This window comes from Pseudothauera hydrothermalis (assembly GCF_003345255.1).
In the GTDB taxonomy this organism is placed as follows: Bacteria; Pseudomonadota; Gammaproteobacteria; order Burkholderiales; family Rhodocyclaceae; genus Pseudothauera; species Pseudothauera hydrothermalis.
In genome coordinates this window covers 62877-86023 of sequence record NZ_CP029331.1, presented here as the reverse complement: position 1 = coordinate 86023, position 23147 = coordinate 62877, and the positions used below count along the sequence as shown (strand labels likewise).

Here is a 23147-nt window from a genome sequence, read left to right as displayed (position 1 = left end):
CCCCGGATTGTTCGGTCTCGATCCTGGCCAAGCAATTACGGAAGTCCACAATCCACCCAAAGCTGGGTGCCCGGAATTTTGAGGCGCACAGGCGGCTTCATCGATTTCAACCCGTTCTTCAGCCTCCTTTAAGTGTGCTCGGGTGTACTCACCACTGCGCGCCCGCTCGGCGCTTTACCTCAGCATAGGAGTTTCGCATGAACCGTATTTTTGCCGCTTTGAGCATCGCCATACTCTCCACCTCCGCGTTCGCCGGCCCGAGCTGTAATGCACCGAAAGAGAGGTGGATGGATCAGGACAAATTCAAGGCCGGCCTCGAGCCCCAGGGTTACCGAATCAAGACCTTCAAAGTCTCCAAGGGTAACTGCTACGAGATCTACGGCTTCGACAAGGCCGGCAACAAGGTGGAAATCTACTTCGACCCGCAAACCGGCGCCGAACTCGAACGCAAGTAATTAGCCCACGGCTGCTGGCGGCCAGCGGCGACACCCGAGGCCGCTGGCAACACTGGAGCCCGACCGATGTCCTCCAACCCGACCTTACAGGCGGTCCGTGTGTGGGACCGGTTCGTCCGCATCGTCCACTGGACGCTGGTGAGCTGCGTGCTCACCAATTACTTTGTCCTCGATGACGGGGAAACCGTACACCAATGGCTGGGCTATCTTGCCGGTGCGCTGGTCGCGGCCCGCATCGTTTGGGGTTTCATCGGCAGCGAGCATGCCCGCTTCGCCAACTTCATGCCTACCCGGTCACGGTTATCGGCCCATCTGTCCCGGCTGCGCGCGGGCCAGTACGATCGACACCTGGGCCATAACCCGCTGGGCGCGGTCATGATGCTGGCACTCATGGTGTTGATCCTGACGGTGGCTGCCAGCGGGTTCCTGCAGACTACCGACGCTCTCTGGGGTGAGGAGTGGGTACAGGACCTGCACGAAGCGCTGGCCGGCCTGCTGATCGGTTTTGCCGTCATCCACGGCATCGCCGCCATCGTGATGAGCCGCTTGGAAGGTGTCAATCTCATCGGTGCGATGATCACCGGCGTCCAACATATCCGTACCCAGTCGCCTTTGCAGAACCGGCAATCCGAACCCCGAAAGAGCAGCGTCGAACAACGCAGCATGTGAGATGACGGCGCGCAGAGAAAATTGCGTTCAGCGGCATGAGCGTCCGAGCCTTTTGTCACTGCGGAAACTTTGCCCACTTCCTCAGTCGAAGACCTCGACCCATCACGCAACTCCCACGGAGCCCGCTGCATGAACCCGGAACAAACCCGCGCCCTGCTGACCATTGCCTTGATGGCCGCATTTGCCGACGGCCACCAGGACGCTCGCGAGCGCGAGCATGTGCGTCGTGTTGCCGAATCACTCTCACGCGAGGCCGAGGTCGATTTCATAGCCCTTTACCAGGACGTGCTGCTGCGCCGGGTGAAGCTGGAAGAGGCCTGCGCGGCGCTGGATGCGCCTGAACTGCGCCAACTTGCGTTTGAAACCGCAGTGGGCGTGTGCGATGCCGACGGCCACCATAGCGCGGACGAGACCGCCTTTCTGGAGCGCCTTGCCGTCCTGCTCGGACTGGATTCAGGCCGGGCGCATGCGCTGGTCGACGAGGCCGACGCGCTAGCCGACGCGCCGGTCAAAGGCGCCCTGCCGCCGGCACCCGCCGATCTGCCGGCGCCGCCCCCGGCTGCCGGCAGTGCCGCCGCACCGGCCCCCGACCAGGCGGGCCTCGACCGCATGATACTCAACGCCGCCATCCTCAACGGCGCGCTGGAACTGCTGCCGCAGTCGCTTGCCTCCTGGGCGATCATTCCGCTGCAGACTCGGCTGGTGTATCGCATCGGCAAGGCTCACGGCTATGAGCTCGACCGCGGCCACATCACCGATTTTCTTGCCACCATCGGTGTCGGCCTGACTTCGCAATACGTCGAGCAGTTTGGCCGCAAACTCATCGGCGGCCTGCTCGGCAAGGCAATGGGCAAGACCGGGCGGGCAATCGGCAGTGCGGCCACCAGCATGGCCTTCTCTTTCGCCAGCACCTGGGCGCTGGGCCAGGTGGCCAAACGTTACTACGGCGGCGGGCGCAAACTGGATGCGGCCAGCCTCAAGCAGCTATTCGCCGGTCTGGTCGATGAGGCGCGCGGCCTGCAAGCGCGCTACCAGCCGCAGATCGAGGAGCGGGCGCGCACCCTGGACCTCAAGCAGCTCACCGCCGAACTGCGCGGCTAAAACGGGTGCCGCATGGGAGATCGCCCGGGCGGCCGTGTGTTAAGTCGGCGTTAAGGCACCGGATGCATAACACAGCCTTCCGACCCGCGATCTTCCTTTCATGTTCGCACACACCTTCAATCGTCGCGCCGCAACCCGCATCGGCGCCGTCAGCCTCGTGCTCGCCATCCTCGCCAGCCTTGCCGGCTGGTTAGCCGCAAAGGAAAGCGCCAAAAAAGCCACCGTCGCCCTAGCCATCGAGGAATCCCAACGCTTGTTGCGCCACTTCGATGCCCTGCACATGGACACCGAGACCAGCCGCGCACAAGCGGCCACCGCCGCTCTGGCAGCTTTCGCCGCGCTGCTGTGCGGCGCGGCCATCTATCCGGTGGTGGTGCATCTATCCAGAGAGAACGAGCGCAAGGCACATGAAGTGCTCGACTCCCACATTGCCATGATGGAAGCGCAGGCGACGCGTATCTTTGCGGTGGCCGACGTGGTCGATGCGCTGTGCGCGCGCCGCCCGTACAAGGCACCGATGAGTTTTGGCCAGGCCCGCGCCATTCTGGAGCGCGACAGCGGGCACCACGTCGATCCGGCGGTCATCGCCGTCTTTCGCGAAATTGCGCCTCAGCTCCACACCACCGTGTCGCAGTGTGACGAAGAAGCACTCCGCCGCCAGCTCACCGACGCTATCCGCAAACACTTCGACATCTGAGGCAGCGCGCATGCCCGCTCGCATAAAAAAATCACGCCACGCCGGGCTGGAGGCGGGCGAGGTGAGCCGACCGCGGCCGACCGCAGCCTTCGCCCTCCGGGCAGAACGGCTCGATCTGAGCCTCCAGCGCTGCCCAAGGGCGCTTCAAGACCAGAAAACTCATCGCCTCAACCTCCGATGCCTACCGCGCGCAACTGCTCGGGCTGGCATGACCTTCATGCGATTGCCCTGGCCCGAATCCGCGCAGAAGCCCGCCAACGGGGTAAGATCAGCGTTCCGTGACAACGCCCCGGTCTGGCGGGAACCGTTATGACGCTCACCGATCTTCGCTATCTCGTCGCCTTGGCCCGCGAACGCCACTTTGGGCGGGCGGCTGAAAAATGCCATGTCAGCCAGCCGACCTTGTCGGTGGCGGTCAAGAAGGTCGAAGAAGACCTTGGTGTGCAGTTGTTCGAGCGCAGCGCCACCGAGGTCAAGATTACCGAAACCGGCCGCCGCATCGTTGCGCAGGCGGAAAAAGTGCTGATGGAAGCCGCCTTGATCCGTGAAATCGCCGCCGCCGGCAAGGATCCATTGTCCGGCCCGCTGCGTCTGGGCGTGATTTTTACCATCGGTCCCTATCTTCTGCCGCGGCTGATTCCGCGGGTGCATCGGCTCGCGCCACGCATGCCGCTGATCATCCAGGAAAATTACACCGCCCGTCTGGCCGAAGCGCTCAAGCGCGGCGAACTGGATCTGATCGTCATTTCGCTGCCTTTCGATGAGCCGGGTGTCGTAGCGCAGCCGCTCTATGACGAACCGTTCCGCGTGTTGATGCCCAGCGCCCATCCTTGGACCCGGCTCAGTGAAGTGAAGGCGGAACAACTGGCGGACGATCAGTTGTTGCTGCTGGGCGCGGGCAATTGTTTCCGCGACCAGGTGCTGGAAGTGTGCCCGCAGTGCCGCAATGTGGGCGGCCTGCAGCGTACGCTGGAGGGCAGTTCTCTGGAAACCATCCGCCACATGGTGGCGACCGGTCTGGGGGTGACCGTGCTACCCGCTTCGGCCGCCGACGACTTGGAGGCGCAAAACAACCTCATTGCAGTGCGGCCTTTTGTCGCCCCGGAGCCAACACGCCGGGTGGCACTGGCTTGGCGGGTCACCTACCCGCGCAGCGGGGCGATCGATGTGCTGCGTACCGCCATCCTGGAGTGCGGCCTGCCGGGCGTGCGTCCTGTCGGGCGGGTGCATCCGCCCACCGTAGGCTGATGGACCAATGTATGCCAATTCACGCCGATGATTGCCCGCGCCGGTCCGAATCGCATAGCATGGGGCGGCCCGGCCTGTCCGGAGCCGCCATCAGACAGCAAGGAGAACCAACATGGACATCGACATTGGCATCAACAAGAAAGATCGCGCAAAGATCGCCGAAGGTCTGTCGCGCCTGCTGGCCGACAGCTACACCTTGTACTTGACCACCCACAATTTCCACTGGAACGTGACCGGGCCGATGTTCAACACCCTGCACCTGATGTTCGAGGCGCAGTACAACGAGCTTGCGCTGGCGGTCGACCAGATCGCCGAACGTATCCGTGCGCTGGGTTTCCCCGCGCCAGGCACTTACAAGGCGTTCCAGAAGCTCAGCAGCCTGACCGAGCCGGAGGGGGTTCCGAGCGCCGAGGAAATGATTCGCCAACTAGTGCTTGGACAGGAAGCGGTGATCAGGACTGCGCGCAGCGTGGCGCCGCTGGCCGACAAGGCCAACGACGAACCGACGCTGGATCTGTTGACCCAGCGCATGCAGGTGCATGAGAAAACTGCGTGGATGCTGCGCAGCCTGCTGGAGTCCTGAACAGCAGCACTAGCGTCGGGCGGGCGGTCCCCTTCAGCCCGCCTTGGGGGTGCGCTTGCGGGCCGCGGCCGGGTTGCTGCGCGGGGCAGTGGCGTCGGCTTTGGGGGCTTTGCTTTCGAACTCGAAGCCGACTTTGCCATCCTTGCCGCACACCAAAAAAGCCGAAAACTTGCGACGGGTTCGCGCCGAGACGAACCCCTTGAGCAAATCGGTACGTCCTTCGGCGAGCAGCTTGGACATCTGCTCGCGTTCGATCGGCTGTTGCAGGATGATTTTGCCGGAACGGAAGTCGCAACGCTTTTGCGGCCCGACTGCGTTTTCGCAGACATAGGCCATGCCGTGTTCGAATACCCGGCTGCCGCATTTGGGGCAGGGGCCCAGTGGCTGCTGAGCGGAAAAATCCACCGGCTCGGCCGCTTCTTCGTCCTTGGCCTGACCGAAATCGAAGCTGGGCTGCTTGTCCTCGTTAAGGACGATCTCGGCGTTGAACAGGCGGCCCATTTTGTTGCGAAAGCCGGTCAACGGACCGACACGGCCGGTACGCAGCAGGGTTTCGATTTCGTCGTACTCGAACTGCCGACCCGCGATGATCTTCCAGGTACTCCAGTCGCAGGATTGGCAGGCGAATTTTTTGTAGTTTTCCTTGACCGTGCCGCCGCATTTCGGGCAAGGGGTCTGCAGCGTGGCGAAGTCGCCCGGTACGGTATCGGATTCGTAGCGCTTGGCGCGTTCGACCACCTCGCGGGCCATCTGCGCGATTTCTTCCATGAATTCCTCGCGCGACAACTCGCCGCGCTCCATGCGCGCCAGTTTGTATTCCCAGCCGCCGGTCAGTTCCGGCGAAGTCAACGCGGTCACACCCAGCCCTTTGAGCAGGGTGATCAGCGAAAAGGCTTTGGCCGTGGGCACCAGTTCGCGGCCTTCACGGTGCAGATACTGTTCGGCGATCAGTCCTTCGATGATTTGCGCACGGGTGGCCGGTGTGCCCAGGCCACGTTCGGCCATTGCCGCGCGCAGCTCCTCGTCGTCGACCATCTTGCCCGCGCCTTCCATGGCCGACAGCAAGGTCGCTTCGGTAAAGCGCGCCGGCGGCTTGGTAACCTGTGCCTTGACCTGCACCTTTTCGGTCGAGACGATTTCGCCCGCGCGGATCGGCACCAACTGCGGGCCGCCGTCGAGTTCGTCTGCGCTGGCTGCTGCCTTGCCGTACACCGCCAGCCAGCCGGGGTTGACCAACACCTTGCCCTCGGTTTTAAAGGCTTCGCCGGCAACCCGGGTGATACGGGTGGTGATACGGTATTCGGCGGCCGGATAGAACACCGCCAGGAAGCGGCGGGTGACCAGGTCGTAGATTTTTTGTTCGGCTTCGGACAGGCTCTTGGGTACTACGCCAGTGGGGATGATGGCAAAGTGGTCGGAGATTTTGGCGTTGTTGAAGATGCGTTTGTTGGGACGCACCCATCCCTGGGCGGCGATCTCGTTGGCAAACGGCGCATAATCGTCCGGCAGCGTACGCAGCACATCCTTGACCGTGGGCAGATAGTCTTCGGGCAGCGCGCGCGAGTCGGTACGCGGGTAGGTCAGTACCTTGTGTTTTTCGTAGAGCGCCTGGGCCAACTGCAAAGTGACCCGCGCCGAAAACCCAAAACGGCCGTTGGCCTCGCGCTGTAGGCTGGTCAGATCGAAAAGCAGTGGTGAGAGCTGGGTCGAAGGCTTGGCTTCTTCGCTCACCGTACCGGGTGTGCCCTCGCACTTGGCGCGGATCGCCTCGGCCTGGGCGGGGTCCCAGAGGCGATACGCGCTGGCGTGTTCGTCGCCTTCGGGCTTTTTGAACGCTTCGTCGAACCAGCGTCCTTTGTAGCGCCCGGCGGCGCAAACGAAATCGGCTTCCAGCTCCCAGTAGTCGCGCGGCTTGAATTTACGGATGCGCTCCTCGCGCTCGACCACGATGGCCAGTGTCGGCGTCTGTACCCGACCCACGGTGGTCAGATGAAAGCCGCCGGTCTTGGAGTTGAACGCAGTCATCGCGCGGGTGCCGTTGATGCCGATCAACCAGTCGCTTTCCGCGCGGCAGATGGCCGCTGCGCGCAGACCCGCCACTTCTTCGGCGGCGCGCAGATGAGCAAAGCCGTCACGGATAGCCTGCGGCGTCATCGATTGCAGCCAGAGCCGACGCACCGGCTTGTCGCATTTGGCGTGCTGCACGATGTAGTTGAAGATCAGTTCGCCCTCGCGTCCGGCGTCGCAAGCATTGATCAAGCCATCGACATCCTTGCGCTTGATCAGCCGGGTGAGCAGCTTGAGGCGATCTTCGGTTTTTTCCACCGGTTTGAGCGCAAAACGCGGGGGGATCACCGGTAGGTGAGCAAAAGTCCATTTGCCGCGCTTGACCTCGTACTCGTCCGGTACCACCAATTCGAGCAGATGGCCCACGGCCGAGGAGAGCACGTAATGGTCGGACTCGTAGTAGTCCTTTTCCTTGGTGAAACCACCCAGCGCGCGGGCAATGTCCGCTGCCACCGAGGGTTTTTCCGCAATGATCAGTTGCTTGCTCATGCCGTTGGGAGTCTGGCCGCACGTCTGGGATCAGACGTCGGCGGATGGATGCAAAGCGGCCGATGATAAGCAGCCGGCCATGGCGCTTGCAAGCGTAAGCCAGGTCGCAGAATTACTGCATGGCCAGCCGCTGGTCGTCGTCACCATCGAGCAGTTCATCCAGGATCAGGCTGTCCAAGGGCTGATCTTGCTGCCAGAGAACCATCAGCACGATCACCTTGAGCCGGTGCAGATTGACGGTGCACTGCTTCAACGCCATGGCCCGCTCGATGATCAGTTCCCGGCTCAGCGCATCCAGCACCCCGGCGCTCTCCAAAAAAGCGATGAAACCGCGGCATTCTGCGCTCAGGTGGGCCATCTCGCTGTCAGCGTAGATGCGCACCGAGTCACTTTTCGGAGCAATCTGCGGAGAAGCCGCTTGCGCCATTTCGCGCAGCCCGGACCACCATTCCAGCGCCTCGTTGATTTCTTCATCTTCGAAACCGGCGTCGGACAACCGGCGGGCCAGTTGATCGGACGCTGGACACGCGCCGGCATGGACGTAGCTTTCGAAAAGAAAAACCAAAATGTCGAACACGGTGACCTCCTGCTGGGCGGCGACGGGGGGATGGGGGCAGTGCTGCAAAGATGCGACCCGCAACACACGGGGCGACATACGACCGGCGGGTTCAACGGCGCTGAAAGCGGCCGCCGGGCAGGCGGGCAATACGACCGTCCAATTCCATCGGCAGCAGGATGGCGTACAGCGCATCCACCGTCAAGCCGCTGCGCGCAGCCAGAGTGTCGAGATCGACCGGGTCGTGGCCCAGGTGGGCCAGCAAGGCAGCGGCAGGATCGTCATCCGCGGCAGGCGCGGTGACGGCGGATGGCTCGGTGGGTCGAGCCATGACGGAGCCGTCCAACTGCAGCTCTTCCAGAATGTCGGCAGCCGTCTCCACCAGCTTGGCGCCGTCGCGGATCAGCCGATGGCAGCCGCGGGACAAGGGAGAGTGGATGGAACCGGGAATAGCGAAGACTTCCCGTCCGCTATCGGCGGCCAGTCGCGCGGTAATCAGCGAGCCACTGCCCAGTGCGGCTTCGACTACCAGCACGCCACGGGCGAGTCCGGCGATCAGACGGTTGCGCCGCGGAAAATTGTGCGGCCGGGGCGGGGTGCCGAGCGGAAATTCGCTGAGCATCAAGCCGCGCTCGGCGATGGCATGCGCCAGCGCCTGGTTGCGGGCAGGATAAATGCGGTCGGCGCCGGTGCCAATGACCGCGATGGTCGCACCCCCTTGGGCGTCTAGTGCGCCTTGGTGGGCGGCCGCGTCGATCCCCAGGGCCAGTCCGCTGACGATGGCCAAGCCCGCCTCGGCGAGCGCACGGGCAAAGGCGCGTGCATTGTCCGTCCCTTGAGCGGTGGCCGAGCGCGCGCCGACCACGGCGAGCGCCGGACGGCGGAGCAAGGTCAAATCGCCTTTGGCGTAAAGCAGAATCGGCGGATCGGCGGTATCGAGCAGACTTTGCGGGTAGACGGCATCGGCCAGGGTCAGAATATGGTTGCCAGGCTGCTGAGTCCAGGCCAGCGCGGTCTCCAGAGCGGCCGGATCGGGCGCGGCCAGCAGGGAGTCGGCCACATCGCTGCCCACCACCGCTGCCACGGCGCGATGCCCGGCGGCGAACACCGCCTCTGGCAGCCCGAAGACGGCCAGCAGGCGGCGCTGGGCGCTGGGACCAACGCCCGGCGCCAAGCTCAGCCGCAGCCAGGCGGCCAGTTCGGGCTGAGGTGTCGACACTCAGGGTTTGCGAATGCTGTCGCCCACGGTGACCGGACCGTCGGTGTTCATCACCAGCGCATAGGAGACGCGCTCGAACACCCGGAATACGAAAGCCAGGCCGTAACGCTGCTGCGGCAGGGCGATGGTTTCACCTTCATACTTGACATTGCCGCGGTTGCGCCACAAAGCCACCACATGGCCGTTTTCCAGGCCCTCCCGCTTGCCGGCACCCAGGATCACCACATGGTGCGCGCCGGTGGTCTCGACCCCGCGGTGGATGGCGATGATGCGTGCGTCGAGATCCGCTTCCGGCGCATGCGGCACATAAGAAAATACCGTGGGCAGCGCGCTGGGCAGCATGCGGTCGCCTTCGCCGATTTCCTCCAGCGCGCGCACCAGCGTCAGGGTGGCGGGCTGACCGTGCTCGGTGACTCGCGCCGAGCCCAGATGGACCGCTTGGTAGGCGAGCACTTCTTTGCTGAATGGGTCGATCAGCGGTTCAGCTTTGCGGTAGACCTCCCAATTGTTCTGGTCCGCGGCGACATCCTTGGCAAACACCGTGTCACCATGGCCGGCAAAAACCCGGTCGCTCTGGGTGGCGACGATGGTGGCCGAATGGGCGATGTCTTGGTCATCGACCACCAGCGGCGCGATCAGAAAGGGTTGGATCACTTCCAGCGGAATGCTGGGAATGGGCTGGGTGGCCGGTTCGGAATAAACCTGGGGATAGAGCTTTTGGTCTTGTGTACCGAGGCGGCGACCAATGCTCAGCCAGGGACCGCTGCGGTCGAGAAAGATCACCTGACCGGGATAGATCAGATGTGGGTTGCGAATCTGCTCGCGGTTAAGCCGCCAGACTTCCGGCCAGCGCCAAGGTTGTTTGAGAAAGCGTCCGGAAATATCCCACAGGGTATCGCCGCGAACCACGGTGTAGGTGTCAGGGGCGTCATCGGCGATTTCCACCGGCGTCTGGGCCGCCGCGCTACCGCTCAGCAGGGCCGCTGCACTGAGAAGGAGAGGGAATATAATGCGGATCATTGCTCGCTTCCGATGGGTGCGGGCCGGCGGTCACCGGTCCGGAACGCTTGAGGCGGTGAGCAAGTCGAAGCGGCTGCGCGCGCAGCCGTTTTCGCCTCGCATGTCCGACCCAGCACATGGGCATGCCAAAACGCTTGAAATTCTGCACATAAAGTCTTAACCCGGCAAGCATTTATGGCCCTCTTACCCATCCTTCGCTATCCCGATCCCCGGTTGCATACCCGGGCCGAGCCCGTTACCGTCATCGATGACGAGATCCGCACGCTGGTGCGCGACATGGCCGAAACCATGTACGAGGCGCCGGGCATCGGTCTGGCCGCCACCCAGGTCAACGTGCACAAACGGGTGGTGGTCATCGACGTGTCGGAAGACCGTTCGGCGCTGATGGCCTTCATCAATCCCGAGATCATCGAGCGTCATGGCGAGCAGGTGTGTGAGGAAGGCTGCCTGTCGGTGCCGGGTATCTACGAGAAAGTCACCCGCGCCGAGCGGGTCAAGGTGCGCGCGCTCAACGGCGAAGGCCAGCCCTTCGAACTCGAAGCCGAGGGGCTGTTGGCCGTATGCATCCAGCACGAGCTCGACCACCTCGACGGCAAGGTTTTCGTCGAATATCTGTCGCCCCTGAAACTGAGCCGTATCAAGACCAAGTTGGCCAAAAAGGCGCGTATCACCGCCTAAGCGGCGCCGCGCCAGTCGCCGCGTTTCGTCACCCGAGAAAGCCGATGTCTGCACTGCAGGTTGCCTTTGCCGGCACCCCGGAATTTGCCGCCCAGGCGCTTGCCGCCATCCTGGATGCCGGTTTTGCCGTGCCGCTGGTCCTGACCCAGCCCGACCGTCCGGCCGGGCGGGGCATGAAGCTGACCGCCAGTCCGGTCAAACAGCTGGCGCAGGCGCGCGGCTTGGCGGTCGATCAACCCGAGCGCCTGCGCACGCCAGCGCAGCGCGCCGCGCTGCAGGCCGCGGCACCCGACGTGTTGGTGGTGGCCGCCTATGGTTTGTTGCTGCCGCCCGAGGTGTTGACGCTGCCACGCCTGGGGTGCATCAACATCCACGCCTCGCTGCTGCCGCGCTGGCGGGGAGCTGCGCCTATCCACCGGGCCATCCAAGCCGGCGACCGGCACAGCGGCATCACCATCATGCAGATGGACGAGGGCCTGGATACCGGGCCCATTCTGCTTGCCCGCAGCATCCCCATCCTGCCCGAGGACACCACCGGCAGCCTGCATGACCGCCTGGCCGCGCTGGGTGCGGACCTGGTGGTCGAGGCCCTGCACCGCCTGCCCGAGGGGTTGCCGGCCACCCCGCAGCCGCGCGAAGGCGTCACCTATGCCGCCAAAATCAGTAAAGCCGAAGCTGCGCTGGACTGGTGCCGCCCGGCGGCGGAACTGGCCCGCGCGGTGCGGGCCTTCAATCCTTTCCCGGGGGCACAGGGGCGCTTGGGCGGCACCACCATCAAGATCTGGCAGGCGCAGCCGGCCGATCTCAGCGGCGAGCCGGGGAAAGTGCTGGCCAGCAGCCCAGAGGGTATCGTGGTGGCATGTGGGGAGGGCGCTTTGCGGCTCACCGAATTGCAACGCCCAGGCGCCCGCCGCATGACAGTGCGGGAATTTCTGGCCGGATTTCCGGTCTCTGTGGGCGACCGCTTTGCTATCGCAGCGGATTGAATTTCGCCCGCCGCAGCCCCATGTCGGCGCAACGGCACTGTGACCCGCAACAGCAAGGAAGCACGTATATGCTTGGTAACTGGATGAAAACCTCGATCCTCATGGCGGCCATCGTCGCGTTGTTTGGCGCGGTGGGTGCCATGCTGGGCGGTCAGCAGGGGATGCTGATCGCGCTTTTGTTCGGCGGCGCCACCAACCTTTGGGCCTATTGGTTCTCCGACAAAATGGTGCTCAAGATGTACAACGCGCGTGAGGTCGATGCCAGCACCTCGCCCTATTTGTACAACATGGTGCGTGAGCTGGCGCACCGCGCCAATTTGCCGATGCCCAAGGTGTATATCATCGATGAAGCCCAGCCCAACGCCTTTGCCACCGGCCGCAACCCGGAAAACGCTGCGGTGGCGGCCACCACCGGCATTTTGCGCCTGCTCTCGGAGCGCGAGCTGCGCGGGGTGATGGCGCATGAGCTGGCTCATGTGAAAAATCGAGACATCTTGATCTCTACTATGTCGGCCACGGTGGCAGGCGCGATTTCCATGCTGGCTCAGTTCGGCATGTTCTTTGGCGGCCGCGGCGAGGACCGTCCGCACCCGGCCTTCCAGATTCTGGTGATGATTCTTGCGCCGCTGGCTGCGATGATCATTCAGATGGCCATCTCGCGTACCCGTGAATTCGGCGCCGACCGTGGCGGAGCGGAAATCTCCGGCGATCCGCTGGCGTTGGCCAATGCGCTGGCCAAGATCGACGCCTATGCCCGCGGTATTCCGCTGCACGCCGCCGAGGCGCATCCGGAGACCGCGCAAATGATGATTATGAACCCGCTGTCCGGCGGTGGCCTGCGCGGTCTGTTTTCCACCCACCCATCCACCGAAGAGCGCATTGCCCGGCTACGCGCGATGGTTGTCTGAGGCGGTGCGATGGCACCTTTACAGGGTTGACAGTGCGCAGCACCTTGCTGGCACTTGCCTGTTGGGCGGCCGTGCCGCTCGCGGCATTTGCCGACCAGAGCCGGCAGACGTGCGCAAGGTGGTTTTGGAAGAGCCGCCCGGTCACCTTGCCTTGGACCATCCCAAGGTGCTGGCAGCCCGCAAGCAGCTCTTCGGCGCCTGGGAGATGAACTGGATGGCCTATAACGATGCCCACGACTTGGCCTTGCCGGGCAGCCAGGGCGGACCGGTGCCTTTTTTGATGTATCCGCAGGGCGAGAGCGCCGCCGGCCGTTTGGACAGCCTGGATCCGCAGACCTTCCGCTATTCGCTGAGCTCGCGCGAAATCGTCTGATCGGCGTGCCGCATGATTGCATGCCCTTGCCCCGATCGTCGCACACCGCGCAGCGGCACACTGGCTGTGCGCCTAGCCCTGCCGGCGGGCTTCCGCCCGGCCGACGTGCTCGCCCTGCATGGGCGCGATCCGCTGCAAACCGCGGAATGCACCGGTGCGGACAGTCTGTGCAAAGGTCTGGTCTGGCGTGGGCGCCCGGCGGTACTGTCCGTTTTATTTCGGACAGACCATGCGGTGGCCAAGCTGACGGTCGATGGCGCGGCCGAGGCCGACGAGTCGGCCGCGCTGGTGGCCATGGTGCGCCGGATGTTGGGTCTGGACCAAGCGGTGGCGGCCTTCGAGCGCTGCCATCGCCACCACCCGGCGCTTGGTGCGTTGATCGCCGCGCAGTCGGGTTTGCGCGTGCCGCAAGCGGCCACCCCCTTCGAAGCGCTGAGCTGGGCGGTCATCGGACAGCAGATCAGCGTGCGCGCCGCGGTGGCGGTGCGTGCGCGGCTGATCCGTGCAGCCGGGATACGGCATAGCAGCGGGCTGTACTGTTATCCGGACGAACGCCGGCTGGCTGCGCTGGATACCGACGCGCTGCGTGCGGCCGGTTTGTCGCGCAGCAAGGCCGAGACGCTGCGAACGCTAGCCCAAGCGGTGGAAGCGGGGGCGTTGCCGTTGGACCATTGGCTGGCCACTGCCACCCCGGCCGATGACATCCGTACCAATCTGCTCGCGCTGCGCGGCATTGGCCCGTGGACCGTCGATTACGCGTTGCTACGCGGTTTTGGCCATTTGGACGGCTCGCTGCATGGCGATCTGGCGGTGCGTCGCGCGCTGCAGCGTCTGTTGGGTATGAAGCAGCCGCCGGGGCCCGATGCCACCGGTCGGTGGCTGGCCGCTTTTTCGCCGTGGCGAGCGTTGGTCGCCGCGCATTTGTGGGCGTTTGCCGCCAGCACGAACGGCGTCGGTGACGAGGACGAAAAGGGGCCCGCCGCACGACGTTGACCGGCCGCTCACCGGCTCATGGCCGCGCTCCGGGTCAAACGCTCAGTTTGGCGCGCAGAATGTCGTTGACCTGGGCCGGGTTGGCTTTGCCGCGGCTGGCTTTCATGACCTGGCCGACCAGGGCGTTGAAGGCTTTTTCCTTGCCGGCACGGAATTCTTCCACCGATTTCGGGTTGGCAGCCAGCACCTGGTCGACGATGGCTTCGATGGCACCGCTGTCGGTGACCTGCTTGAGGCCCTGGGCGTCGATGATGCGGTCGGCGGCATCGGCCCCGCTGCCGCCTTCGCCGTTCCACAGCGCTTCGAACACTTTTTTGCCGATGTTGTTGGAGATGGTGCGGTCGGCAATGCGGCGCACCAGGCCGGCCAGCTGGACGGGCGACACCGGCGAGGCGGTCGGTTCCAGCCCCGCTTTGTTCAGATGCGCGGTCAGGTCGCCCATCACCCAGTTGGCGCAGGGCTTGGCCAGCTCCCGGCCAGCCGCCTGCACCGTGGCCAGGAAGTAGTCGGCCATTTCCTTGCTGGCGGTAAGCATAGTGGCATCGTAGGCCGAAAGACCTAGTTCATCGATCAGGCGCGCCTTCAGGGCGCCCGGCAATTCCGGCATTTCGCTGGCGACGCGCTCGATCCACTCGGGCGAAATGATAAGCGGCAGCAGATCGGGGTCGGGGAAATAGCGATAGTCGTGCGCGTCTTCTTTGCTGCGCATCATGCGGGTTTCGCCGCTGTCCGGGTCGAACAGCACGGTGGCCTGTTCGATGCTGCCGCCGTCTTCCAAAGTGTCGATCTGCCAGCGCACCTCGTAGTCGATGGCCTGCTGCAAAAAGCGGAAGGAGTTGAGGTTCTTGATCTCGCGCCGAGTGCCCAACGGGCCGCCCGGGCGGCGCACCGAGACGTTGGCGTCACAGCGAAACGAGCCTTCCTGCATGTTGCCATCGCAAATGTCGATCCAGCGCACCAGCGCATGCAGCGCGCGCGCATAGGCCACGGCTTCGGCCGCGGAGCGCATGTCCGGCTCGGAGACGATCTCCAATAGCGGGGTACCGGCGCGGTTCAGATCGATGCCGCTCATGCCGTGGAAGTCTTCGTGCAGGCTCTTGCCTGCATCTTCCTCCAGGTGGGCACGGGTGATTCGGATGGTTTTTTCATACGCCTTGTCGCCCTCACCGACCCGGATGACGATTGCGCCGCCCTGCACCACCGGCCGTTCAAACTGACTGATCTGGTAGCCCTTGGGCAGATCCGGGTAGAAGTAGTTTTTGCGTGCGAACACGCTCTTGGGCGCCACCGTGGCGCCGATGGCCAAACCGAAGCGAATCGCCCGTTCCACCGCGCCGCGGTTGAGTACCGGCAGCACGCCGGGCAGTGCAATGTCCACCGCGCTGGCCTGGCGGTTGGGCTCGGCCCCGAAGGCGGTGCTGGCACCGGAGAAAATTTTGCTCACGGTATTGAGCTGGGCGTGGATTTCCAACCCGATGACGACTTCCCAATCTTGTCTGGACATGATGCGGACGATCCGATGAAAACGCTCAGGCAAAGGCCGGCGGGCGACGGTTGTGCCAGTCGGTGGCCTGCTGGAAACGGTGCGCGGCATTGAGCAGGCGATGCTCGGCAAAATAATTGCCAATCAGTTGCAGCCCTACCGGCAGCCCGTCGGCACCAAAGCCGGCCGGATGGGACAGGCCCGGCAGGCCGGCAAGGTTTACCGCAATGGTGTAGATGTCCGACAGGTACATCTGCACCGGATCGTCGCATTTTTCACCGATCGCCCAGGCGGTGGTCGGACTGGTGGGGCCGGCGATCAGGTGGCATTGGGTGAATGCGGCGCGGAAGTCTTCGGCGATCAGGCGGCGCAACTGTTGTGCCTTGAGGTAGTAGGCGTCGTAATAGCCGTGGGAGAGCACATAAGTGCCGACCAGAATACGGCGCTTGACTTCGGCGCCAAAGCCCTGGGCGCGGCTCTTTTGGTACATGTCGGTGAGATCGCCGTAGTCGGCAGCACGGTAGCCGTAGCGCACGCCGTCAAAGCGCGACAGGTTGCTGGAGGCTTCCGCCGGGGCGATCACGTAGTAAGCGGGAATGGCCAAGTGGGCGTTGGGCAGGCTGATCTCGACGGTCACCGCGCCGAGCTTGCGGTATTCGGCCAGCGCGGCATCCACCGCGGCGCGCACATCGTCGGCCATGCCGGGGCCGAAGAATTCCCTGGGCAGGCCGATGGTGAGCCCGGTCAGCGGCCGGTCCAAATCGCGGCAGTAGTCTTCGCTCGGGCGTTCCAGGCTGGTGGCGTCGCGCGGGTCGAAGCCGGCCATTGCGCTGAGCAGCGTCGCACAATCGGCTGCGCTGGCGCCAAAGGCGCCGGCCTGATCGAGCGACGAGGCGTAGGCCACCATGCCATAACGCGAGCACACCCCGTAAGTGGGTTTGATCCCAGTCACCCCGGTGAGTGCGGCGGGCTGGCGCACCGAACCGCCGGTGTCGCTGCCGGTGGCGATCGGTACCAGGCGCGCAGCCACGGCCGCAGCCGAACCGCCGGAGGAGCCGCCCGGCACGCGGTCGGTATGCCAGGGGTTGCGGGCCGGACCGAAGTACGAGTTTTCATTGCTCGACCCCATGGCGAATTCGTCCATGTTGGTCTTGCCCAGCATGACCGCGCCAGCGGCCTTGAGCAGGGCGACGATGTGGGCGTCGTAGGGGCTGATGAAGTTGGCCAGCATCTTCGAGCCGCAGGAGGTGAGCACGCCTTCGGTGCAGAACACATCCTTGTGCGCGAGCGGAATGCCAGTGAGCGGGCCGGCCGAGCCCGCGGCGATGCGCGCATCGGCCTGGCGGGCGGCGGCCAGCGCGCGGTCGCGGTCGACCGTGATGAAAGCGTTGAGTTGAGGGTTGGCGGAATCGATACGGTCCAGAAACAGCGTGGCCAGTTCGACCGCGGAGATGCGGCGCGTATCGAGCGCGCGGCGCAGTTCGGAAAGCGAGGCGTTGATCATGCGGGAATGCAGCTCGGGGCGGACGGGGGCACCTAAGGCGGGCTTATTCGATGACTTTGGGCACCAGGTAAAGACCGTTTTCGGTCAGTGGCGCGATACTTTGGAAGGCTTCACGGCGGTCGGGTTCGGTGACCGCATCGTCGCGCAGCCGGGCGGCGACATCCTGCGGATGACTCATCGGCTCCACACCGGTGGTGTCGACCGCCTGCATCTGTTCGATGAGGCCGAAAATGCCGTTGAGCTTGGCCAAGGTGGCCGTGGCCTCGGCATCGGTGAGTTCGATTCGCGCAAGCTGCGCGATTCGCCGGACCTGTTCGAGAGATAGCGACATGAGGAAACAAAACCTACTGAAGCTAAAAAGGTTTGTAGGTTATCATAACCGCCTTCAGGCCCGCTGGGCGGCTTGTTCGCGGCTTGTCCGGTCAGGCGAGCCGGCGACTGGCCTTTATGCCGTCGCCTCGGATCGGTGGGTTAGCCCGACGTTGCCGGCCTGCGCGCAAACCCACGTCGCCGCATAACGGCCCAATCACTGTACCGGTTTCGGACTCCATTCCATGTTTGGCTTTCTGCGTTCTTATTTTTCCAACGATCTAGCGATCGATCTGGGTACCGCCAACACGCTGATCTATGTGCGTGGTAAGGGCATCGTGCTCGATGAACCCTCGGTGGTGGCCATCCGCACCGAGGGCGGTCCCAACGCCAAGCGCACCATCCAGGCGGTCGGCCATGCGGCCAAGCAGATGCTTGGCAAGACACCGGGCAACATCACCGCCATCCGCCCGATGAAGGACGGTGTGATCGCCGACTTCGTGGTCACCGAGCAGATGATCAAGCAGTTCATCAAAAAGGTGCACGATTCGCGCTTGTTCTCTCCCAGTCCGCGCATCATCATCTGCGTGCCCTGCGGCTCCACCCAGGTCGAGCGCCGTGCGATCCGCGATGCCGCCCTGGCAGCCGGCGCAAGTCAGGTGTTCTTGATCGAAGAGCCGATGGCGGCGGCCATCGGCGCAGGGCTGCCGGTATCGGATGCCACCGGTTCGATGGTGGTCGACATCGGCGGCGGCACCACCGAAGTCGGCGTGATTTCGCTGGGCGGCATGGTGTATGCCGGCTCGGTACGGGTGGGCGGCGACAAGTTCGACGACGCCATCGTCAATTACATCCGGCGCAACTATGGCATGCTGATTGGCGACACCACCGCCGAAAACATCAAGAAGGAAATCGGCTCCGCCTTCCCCGGCTCGGAGGTGCGCGAGATGGAGGTCAAGGGCCGCAATCTGGCCGAAGGCATTCCACGCTCGTTCACCATCTCGTCCAATGAAATTCTTGAAGCGCTCAACGAGCCGCTCAATCAAATCGTCTCCGCGGTCAAGATCGCTCTGGAACAGACACCGCCGGAGCTGGGCGCCGATATTGCCGACCGTGGTATGGTGCTGACCGGCGGCGGCGCGCTGCTGCGTGATCTCGATCGTCTGCTGATGGAAGAGACCGGTCTGCCGGTCATCGTCGCCGACGAGCCGCTGACCTGCGTGGCACGCGGTTGTGGCATGGCCTTGGAGAAGATGGACAAGCTGGCGTCCATCTTCGCCTCCGAATAAAGCACTGGCTCAGCCCGCGGCGGTCGGCTAGTGCATTGGCGTCGTCGCAATCCGGACGCAAAACATGTCCCTGGTCGGTCATCAGGCGCCCCCGATTTTCCGGCGCGGGCCTTCGCCGCTGGTTCGTCTGATCCTGTTCGTCTCCATCTGTCTGGCGATGCTGGTGGCAGACATCAAATATCGCTATCTGGACGTGTTGCGTCAGGCCATTTCGGTGGTTACCTACCCCTTGCAGCGGGCGGCAGCCGCACCCGCCGATGTGGTGCGCAATGCCTCGCGATATTTCGCCACCCTGGTCGAAGTGCAGAAAGAAAACGCCGCGCTGCGGCGCGAGCTGCTCGATGCGGCGCAGTCACTGCTGCGTTTCGAGCACTTGCAGCGCGAAAACGAGGCGCTACGCGGCCTGCTCGAGATGTCCAGAAGGCTGCCGTTGACCAGTGTCAGTGCGGAAATCCTCTACGACGCGCCGGATCCGTTTGCCCGCAAGGTCATCCTTGACCGTGGCGCGCAACACGGTGTAAAGGCCGGTTTTCCGGTGGTCGATGCGCACGGCGTGATCGGCCAGGTCACCCGGGTTTATCCGGCGCAGGCCGAAGTCACTTTGCTGACTGACAAAAACCAGGCGATTGCCGTGGAAGTGGTCCGTAACGGCCTGCGCGGGGTGTTGTTTGGCACCGGGCAGGGGCAACTGGAAATGCGCTATGTGCTGGCCGGCGCCGACGTGTTGCCGGGCGATGTGCTGGTAACCTCCGGCCTGGATGGCGTGTTTCCCGCCGGCCTGCCGGTGGCCACGGTGTTGCATGTGGAGCGTGATGGTTCGGGTCAGGGCTTTTTCAGCATCGCCTGCGAACCGGCTGCCGGGGTGGAGCGCAGCATTCAGGTGCTGGTGGTCGGGCGCGCCGAAGCGCCCCCGCCGCGGCCCAGCGAACAGGACGCCGTCGATCCACCGGGGGGGCGCTGATGCAGCCGACCAACCGTTCCAGCCGCATCCTGCTGCCGGTCAAGCTATGGTTTGTGTGGCTCAGCCTGATCGTGGCCCTCGGCCTGCGCTACATACCCACCGGGCGCCTGCCGGGCGTGCCCGACTGGGTGGCTTTGGTGCTGGCCTTCTGGTGCATCCGCGAACCGCTCAAGGTGGGCATGGGCACCGCCTTCGTGCTGGGCCTGCTGGTGGATATCGGTCTGGGCGCGGCGATGGGCCAGCACGCATTGGCCTATGTGGTGCTGGCCCATCTGGCGGCCGGACTGTCGCGCCGGGTGCTGTGGTTTTCGCCGCTCGAACAGGCCCTACATGTGCTGCCGGTGCTGCTGTTGGCGCAGTTGTTGATGGTGCTGGTACGCCTGCTGGCCGGTGCGGAGTTTCCCGGCTGGTGGTATTTCGCCGCCAGTTTCAGCGCTGCGCTGTTGTGGTGGCCGCTTACCTTTTTGTTGCTGCTGCCGCAGTATCAACCGGTCGAACGCGATGAAAACCGGCCGATCTGAACGCTGCAGCCGATGACCGAGTTCCGTTCCCCGGACCAGGAAATGCTGCGCTTCCGCCGGCGGGTGGGGGTGGCGCTGGTGTTCGTGCTGAGCTGCTTTGCGCTGCTGGCCGGACGGTTTTACTACTTGCAAGTGGAGCGCCACGAATATTTCCACACCCGCGCCGAGGATAACCGCATCGCATTGCTGCCGGTGGTGCCCAACCGCGGCAACATCGTCGACCGCAACGGTAAGCTGCTGGCGCGCAATTACGCCGCTTACACGCTGGAGATCAATCCCTCGCAGGTGCGCAGACTGGACGAAACCATCGACGCGTTGTCGACAATCATCGACATCCAGCCGCGCGATCGTGCCCGCTTCCGCAAAATCCTGGAAGAGAGCCGCAATTTTGAAAGCGTGCCGATCCGCACCCGGCTCACCGACACCGAAGTGGCGCGCTTTGTCGCCGAACGCTATCGTTTTCCCGGCGTGGAAGTGCAGGCCCGCTTGTTCCGCGACTATCCGCTCGGGGCGGTGGCCTCGCACGTCATCGGCTACATTGGCCGCATCAACGACCGTGACCTGCAACGCATCGATGAGCGCGGCGAAACCGCCAATTACCGGGGCACCGATCATATCGGCAAAGCCGGCCTGGAACTGTCTTACGAGGCCGAGTTGCATGGCATCACCGGCTTTGAGCAGGTCGAAGTCAACGCGGGCGGCCGCGCGGTGCGTTTGCTGCACCGTCAGCCGGCCTTGCCGGGCAACGATCTGGAACTGACCCTGGATGTCGAGCTGCAGCAGGTGGCCGAACGTGCCTTTGGCGCACGCCGTGGGGCGCTGGTGGCCATCGAACCGGATACCGGCGGAGTGCTGGCGCTGGTGTCCATGCCCACCTTCGACCCCAATGCGTTCGTCGACGGCATCTCCCCCGCTGAATGGCGGGCGCTCAATGATTCGCCCGACCTGCCTTTGCTCAACCGCGCGATCTATTCCGCCTATCCGCCCGGTTCCACCTTCAAGCCCTTCATGGCCTTGGCCGGGCTGGCCGCAGGCAAGCGCACTATCGAGCAGCGTGTCCCCGATCCGGGCTATTTCATCTATGGCGGTCACCGCTTCATGGATCACAAGGCACGCGGCTCGGTGGATTTGCACCAATCCATCGTGGTTTCCAGTAACACCTATTACTATCAGTTGGCCAACGACCTGGGTATCGACGCGATTGCATCGTTCATGCGCCAGTTCGGGTTTGGTGAGCGCACCGGCATCGATGTGCCGGGCGAGGCCGAAGGCGTGCTGCCTTCGCCGGAATGGAAGCGGGCGCGCTTTCGTAAGCCCGAGCAGCAGCGCTGGTACGGCGGCGAGACCATTTCGGTGGGTATCGGTCAGGGTTATAACGCCTACACCCCGCTGCAACTGGCCCATGCGGTGGCGACCCTGGCCAACGGCGGGCGGGTGTTCCGCCCACATCTGGTCCGCCATGTGGTCGATGCACGCAACGGCACCCGGCGCGCGGTGGAGACCGAGCCGATTCGCCAGATTAAACTCGATCCGAAACATCTGGCGGCGGTACGCCGTGCGATGGTCGACGTCAACAAATCGGGTACCGGCGCGCGGGCCTTCGCCGGGGCGCCTTACGAGGTGGGCGGCAAGACCGGTACCGCGCAAGTGTTCTCCTTGCGCGGCCAGCGCTACGAGGAAGGCAAGGTGGCCGAGCGGCTGCGCGACCACTCGCTGTTCATCGCCTTTGCGCCAGCCGAGGCGCCGACCATTGCGCTGGCCGTGCTGGTGGAAAACGGCGGCTTCGGTTCGCAGTCAGCCGCGCCGATTGCGCGTCAGGTCATCGATTACTACTTGCTCGGCCGCAAACCGGACCAACCCGCGCCAGAGGATGCGGCTGGCGCTGAAAGCCAATGATGACCGCGCAGCGTTTCCACCCCGCCAATCTGATCCGCGCCCTGGTGCGTCCGCTCGACCCGGTCCTGCTGGTCATCGTACTCACCCTGCTGGCAGCCTCCTACCTGCTGATGATGTCTGCTTCGCCCGAGCGCGAACAGGCTCTGCTGGTCAATGCCGCGGTGGCGTTGGCAGCGATGTGGACGGCGGCGCGCTTGCCGCCGCAGCGCTTATTGACTTTGGCGCTGCCGCTTTATCTGCTCGGCGTGCTGCTATTGATCGGGGTGGCCGCATTCGGTGAGATTTCCAAAGGCGCGCAACGCTGGCTGGACCTTGGTGTTACCCGCATCCAGCCATCGGAGCTGATGAAGATCGCCATGCCGTTGATGCTGGCCTGGTATTTTCAACAACGCGAGGGCGTCGCCAACCTCAAGACCTTCATCGTTGCCGGAGTGTTGCTGGCGGTGCCGGTGGGCTTGATCGTCACCCAGCCGGATCTGGGCACCAGTTTGCTGGTGGCCGCCGCCGGCTTGTATGTAATTTACTTTGCCGGGTTGCCCTGGCGGCTGATCGTGCCCGCGGTGTTGGCCGGGGTGCTCGGCATGGGTGCCATCGTGGCCTTTGGCGACCAATTATGCCAGCCCGAGGTCGATTGGTTTGGCATGCGCGAATACCAGAAACAGCGAGTCTGCACCCTGCTAGACCCCACCCGCGATCCGCTCGGCAAAGGTTTTCATATCATCCAGTCGACCATCGCCATCGGCTCGGGCGGAGTTTTCGGCAAAGGCTGGATGAACGGTACACAAACGCATCTAGCCTTCATTCCCGAGCGCCACACCGATTTCATTTTCTCGGTGCTGGCCGAAGAGTTCGGTTTTGCCGGCGCGCTTGCTCTGCTGGCCGTCTACATCCTGCTGCTGGTGCGCGGCTACCAGATCGCTTTGCGCGCCCCTTCGCTCGCCACTCGGCTTTTGGCCGGCGCGATCACCACCATTTTCTTCACCTATGCGTTTGTCAATATGGGTATGGTCAGCGGCATTCTGCCGGTGGTGGGGGTGCCCTTGCCCTTCATCAGCTACGGCGGCACCGCCTTGGTGACACTATGCCTGGGCGTGGGTATCCTGATGAGCATCCACCGCCATCGGGTGAGTACCGCCGACTGA

Annotated in this window: 24 protein-coding genes; 16 read left to right on the top strand and 8 right to left on the bottom strand. The window is 63.9% G+C overall.

The features are described 5' to 3' along the window. The first annotated feature begins 197 nt into the window (after positions 1 to 197). The 4 genes from DIE29_RS00385 (at position 198) to DIE29_RS00370 (ending at position 2922) form a co-directional block, all read left to right on the top strand. Positions 198 to 455 (top strand): PepSY domain-containing protein, encoded by a 258-nt coding sequence (locus DIE29_RS00385; RefSeq protein WP_114648890.1) that lies wholly within the window; start codon positions 198 to 200, stop codon positions 453 to 455. Between the two features lie 66 nt (positions 456 to 521). Further along, positions 522 to 1124, top strand: coding sequence for a cytochrome b/b6 domain-containing protein (locus DIE29_RS00380; RefSeq protein ID WP_114648889.1), 603 nt, complete (start codon positions 522 to 524; stop codon positions 1122 to 1124). A gap of 129 nt (positions 1125 to 1253) precedes the next feature. Then, complete coding sequence (locus tag DIE29_RS00375) at positions 1254 to 2225, top strand: YcjF family protein (protein ID WP_114648888.1); 972 nt, start codon at positions 1254 to 1256, stop codon at positions 2223 to 2225. Between the two features lie 100 nt (positions 2226 to 2325). Next, the gene (locus tag DIE29_RS00370; RefSeq protein WP_114648887.1) at positions 2326 to 2922 is read left to right on the top strand and encodes an HD domain-containing phosphohydrolase; all 597 of its coding nucleotides are present in this window, start codon (positions 2326 to 2328) and stop codon (positions 2920 to 2922) included. A 31-nt stretch (positions 2923 to 2953) separates the two neighbouring features. On the opposite strand, the gene DIE29_RS14890 is transcribed toward DIE29_RS00370, so the two are convergent. Continuing rightward, entirely contained in the window at positions 2954 to 3085 is a 132-nt protein-coding gene (locus DIE29_RS14890) for a hypothetical protein (protein ID WP_257791345.1), read from the bottom strand. Positions 3086 to 3231: 146 nt separating this feature from the next. On the opposite strand from DIE29_RS14890, the gene DIE29_RS00365 reads away from it, so the two are divergent. Both DIE29_RS00365 and DIE29_RS00360 read left to right on the top strand, forming a co-directional pair. Further along, complete coding sequence (locus tag DIE29_RS00365; protein ID WP_114648886.1) at positions 3232 to 4170, top strand: hydrogen peroxide-inducible genes activator; 939 nt, start codon at positions 3232 to 3234, stop codon at positions 4168 to 4170. A 112-nt stretch (positions 4171 to 4282) separates the two neighbouring features. Then, entirely contained in the window at positions 4283 to 4753 is a 471-nt protein-coding gene (locus tag DIE29_RS00360) for a Dps family protein (RefSeq protein WP_114648885.1), read from the top strand. Between the two features lie 33 nt (positions 4754 to 4786). Here the strand turns inward: DIE29_RS00360 and DIE29_RS00355 are convergent, their stop codons facing one another. The 4 genes from DIE29_RS00355 to DIE29_RS00340 form a co-directional block, all read right to left on the bottom strand. Beyond that, entirely contained in the window at positions 4787 to 7309 is a 2523-nt protein-coding gene (locus DIE29_RS00355; RefSeq protein WP_114648884.1) for a DNA topoisomerase III, read from the bottom strand. 112 nt (positions 7310 to 7421) lie between these two features. Further along, positions 7422 to 7886 carry a Smg family protein gene (locus DIE29_RS00350; protein ID WP_114650217.1) on the bottom strand — a complete coding sequence of 155 codons (465 nt, stop codon included), beginning with the start codon at positions 7884 to 7886 and terminating at the stop codon, positions 7422 to 7424. Between the two features lie 91 nt (positions 7887 to 7977). After that, the gene (gene dprA / locus DIE29_RS00345) at positions 7978 to 9084 is read right to left on the bottom strand and encodes a DNA-processing protein DprA (RefSeq protein WP_102040511.1); all 1107 of its coding nucleotides are present in this window, start codon (positions 9082 to 9084) and stop codon (positions 7978 to 7980) included. Then, positions 9085 to 10104 carry a LysM peptidoglycan-binding domain-containing protein gene (locus tag DIE29_RS00340; RefSeq protein ID WP_102040510.1) on the bottom strand — a complete coding sequence of 340 codons (1020 nt, stop codon included), beginning with the start codon at positions 10102 to 10104 and terminating at the stop codon, positions 9085 to 9087. A gap of 174 nt (positions 10105 to 10278) precedes the next feature. On the opposite strand from DIE29_RS00340, the gene def reads away from it, so the two are divergent. The 5 genes from def (at position 10279) to DIE29_RS00315 (ending at position 14042) form a co-directional block, all read left to right on the top strand. After that, positions 10279 to 10782 carry a peptide deformylase gene (gene def / locus DIE29_RS00335; protein WP_102040509.1) on the top strand — a complete coding sequence of 168 codons (504 nt, stop codon included), beginning with the start codon at positions 10279 to 10281 and terminating at the stop codon, positions 10780 to 10782. A gap of 44 nt (positions 10783 to 10826) precedes the next feature. Continuing rightward, positions 10827 to 11768, top strand: coding sequence for a methionyl-tRNA formyltransferase (gene fmt, locus DIE29_RS00330; RefSeq protein WP_102040508.1), 942 nt, complete (start codon positions 10827 to 10829; stop codon positions 11766 to 11768). Between the two features lie 68 nt (positions 11769 to 11836). Further along, entirely contained in the window at positions 11837 to 12676 is an 840-nt protein-coding gene (gene htpX / locus DIE29_RS00325; RefSeq protein ID WP_102040507.1) for a zinc metalloprotease HtpX, read from the top strand. Positions 12677 to 12785: 109 nt separating this feature from the next. Then, positions 12786 to 13049, top strand: a complete 264-nt coding sequence (locus DIE29_RS00320) for a hypothetical protein (protein WP_237269475.1) — start codon at positions 12786 to 12788, stop codon at positions 13047 to 13049. A 12-nt stretch (positions 13050 to 13061) separates the two neighbouring features. Then, on the top strand, positions 13062 to 14042 hold the full coding sequence (locus DIE29_RS00315) for a DNA-3-methyladenine glycosylase family protein (protein ID WP_102040504.1): 981 nt from the start codon (positions 13062 to 13064) through the stop codon (positions 14040 to 14042). 34 nt (positions 14043 to 14076) lie between these two features. Here DIE29_RS00315 and gatB read toward each other — a convergent pair whose 3' ends face one another. Genes gatB through gatC form a run of 3 tightly spaced genes read right to left on the bottom strand, consistent with a single transcriptional unit; the run spans position 14077 to position 17360 of the window. Further along, the gene (gatB, locus tag DIE29_RS00310) at positions 14077 to 15546 is read right to left on the bottom strand and encodes an Asp-tRNA(Asn)/Glu-tRNA(Gln) amidotransferase subunit GatB (protein ID WP_102040503.1); all 1470 of its coding nucleotides are present in this window, start codon (positions 15544 to 15546) and stop codon (positions 14077 to 14079) included. 25 nt (positions 15547 to 15571) lie between these two features. After that, a complete protein-coding gene (gatA, locus tag DIE29_RS00305) occupies positions 15572 to 17029 on the bottom strand; it encodes an Asp-tRNA(Asn)/Glu-tRNA(Gln) amidotransferase subunit GatA (protein ID WP_114648883.1) in 1458 nt (485 codons plus the stop codon). A 43-nt stretch (positions 17030 to 17072) separates the two neighbouring features. Next, positions 17073 to 17360, bottom strand: a complete 288-nt coding sequence (gene gatC, locus DIE29_RS00300; RefSeq protein ID WP_108080958.1) for an Asp-tRNA(Asn)/Glu-tRNA(Gln) amidotransferase subunit GatC — start codon at positions 17358 to 17360, stop codon at positions 17073 to 17075. A gap of 223 nt (positions 17361 to 17583) precedes the next feature. Between gatC and DIE29_RS00295 the strand changes: the two genes are divergently transcribed. The 5 genes from DIE29_RS00295 (at position 17584) to rodA (ending at position 23147) form a co-directional block, all read left to right on the top strand. Beyond that, positions 17584 to 18627 (top strand): rod shape-determining protein, encoded by a 1044-nt coding sequence (locus DIE29_RS00295; protein ID WP_102040500.1) that lies wholly within the window; start codon positions 17584 to 17586, stop codon positions 18625 to 18627. A gap of 64 nt (positions 18628 to 18691) precedes the next feature. After that, on the top strand, positions 18692 to 19588 hold the full coding sequence (mreC, locus tag DIE29_RS00290) for a rod shape-determining protein MreC (RefSeq protein WP_114648882.1): 897 nt from the start codon (positions 18692 to 18694) through the stop codon (positions 19586 to 19588). Continuing rightward, positions 19588 to 20109, top strand: coding sequence for a rod shape-determining protein MreD (gene mreD, locus DIE29_RS00285; protein WP_102040498.1), 522 nt, complete (start codon positions 19588 to 19590; stop codon positions 20107 to 20109). The genes mreC and mreD overlap by 1 nt, the downstream gene beginning before the upstream one ends. Before the next feature lie 12 nt (positions 20110 to 20121). Beyond that, positions 20122 to 22005: a penicillin-binding protein 2 gene (gene mrdA, locus DIE29_RS00280; RefSeq protein ID WP_114648881.1), complete on the top strand. Its 1884-nt coding sequence runs from the start codon at positions 20122 to 20124 to the stop codon at positions 22003 to 22005. Then, positions 22005 to 23147, top strand: a complete 1143-nt coding sequence (gene rodA / locus DIE29_RS00275) for a rod shape-determining protein RodA (protein WP_102043035.1) — start codon at positions 22005 to 22007, stop codon at positions 23145 to 23147. The genes mrdA and rodA overlap by 1 nt, the downstream gene beginning before the upstream one ends.

Excerpts from the sequence above, each read along its gene's own strand:
- DIE29_RS00370 (WP_114648887.1), top strand. The coding sequence starts at position 2,326 with ATGTTCGCACACACCTTCAATCGTCGCGCCGCAACCCGCATCGGCGCC.
- fmt (WP_102040508.1), top strand. The coding sequence starts at position 10,827 with ATGTCTGCACTGCAGGTTGCCTTTGCCGGCACCCCGGAATTTGCCGCC.
- DIE29_RS00355 (WP_114648884.1), bottom strand. The coding sequence starts at position 7,309 with ATGAGCAAGCAACTGATCATTGCGGAAAAACCCTCGGTGGCAGCGGAC.
- DIE29_RS00375 (WP_114648888.1), top strand. The coding sequence starts at position 1,254 with ATGAACCCGGAACAAACCCGCGCCCTGCTGACCATTGCCTTGATGGCC.
- rodA (WP_102043035.1), top strand. The coding sequence starts at position 22,005 with ATGACCGCGCAGCGTTTCCACCCCGCCAATCTGATCCGCGCCCTGGTG.
- DIE29_RS00360 (WP_114648885.1), top strand. The coding sequence starts at position 4,283 with ATGGACATCGACATTGGCATCAACAAGAAAGATCGCGCAAAGATCGCC.
- DIE29_RS00365 (WP_114648886.1), top strand. The coding sequence starts at position 3,232 with ATGACGCTCACCGATCTTCGCTATCTCGTCGCCTTGGCCCGCGAACGC.
- DIE29_RS00340 (WP_102040510.1), bottom strand. The coding sequence starts at position 10,104 with ATGATCCGCATTATATTCCCTCTCCTTCTCAGTGCAGCGGCCCTGCTG.
- htpX (WP_102040507.1), top strand. The coding sequence starts at position 11,837 with ATGCTTGGTAACTGGATGAAAACCTCGATCCTCATGGCGGCCATCGTC.
- gatB (WP_102040503.1), bottom strand. The coding sequence starts at position 15,546 with ATGTCCAGACAAGATTGGGAAGTCGTCATCGGGTTGGAAATCCACGCC.
- gatA (WP_114648883.1), bottom strand. The coding sequence starts at position 17,029 with ATGATCAACGCCTCGCTTTCCGAACTGCGCCGCGCGCTCGATACGCGC.
- DIE29_RS00380 (WP_114648889.1), top strand. The coding sequence starts at position 522 with ATGTCCTCCAACCCGACCTTACAGGCGGTCCGTGTGTGGGACCGGTTC.
- mreC (WP_114648882.1), top strand. The coding sequence starts at position 18,692 with ATGTCCCTGGTCGGTCATCAGGCGCCCCCGATTTTCCGGCGCGGGCCT.
- gatC (WP_108080958.1), bottom strand. The coding sequence starts at position 17,360 with ATGTCGCTATCTCTCGAACAGGTCCGGCGAATCGCGCAGCTTGCGCGA.
- mreD (WP_102040498.1), top strand. The coding sequence starts at position 19,588 with ATGCAGCCGACCAACCGTTCCAGCCGCATCCTGCTGCCGGTCAAGCTA.
- mrdA (WP_114648881.1), top strand. The coding sequence starts at position 20,122 with ATGACCGAGTTCCGTTCCCCGGACCAGGAAATGCTGCGCTTCCGCCGG.
- DIE29_RS00315 (WP_102040504.1), top strand. The coding sequence starts at position 13,062 with ATGATTGCATGCCCTTGCCCCGATCGTCGCACACCGCGCAGCGGCACA.
- DIE29_RS00385 (WP_114648890.1), top strand. The coding sequence starts at position 198 with ATGAACCGTATTTTTGCCGCTTTGAGCATCGCCATACTCTCCACCTCC.
- DIE29_RS14890 (WP_257791345.1), bottom strand. The coding sequence starts at position 3,085 with ATGAGTTTTCTGGTCTTGAAGCGCCCTTGGGCAGCGCTGGAGGCTCAG.
- DIE29_RS00295 (WP_102040500.1), top strand. The coding sequence starts at position 17,584 with ATGTTTGGCTTTCTGCGTTCTTATTTTTCCAACGATCTAGCGATCGAT.
- def (WP_102040509.1), top strand. The coding sequence starts at position 10,279 with ATGGCCCTCTTACCCATCCTTCGCTATCCCGATCCCCGGTTGCATACC.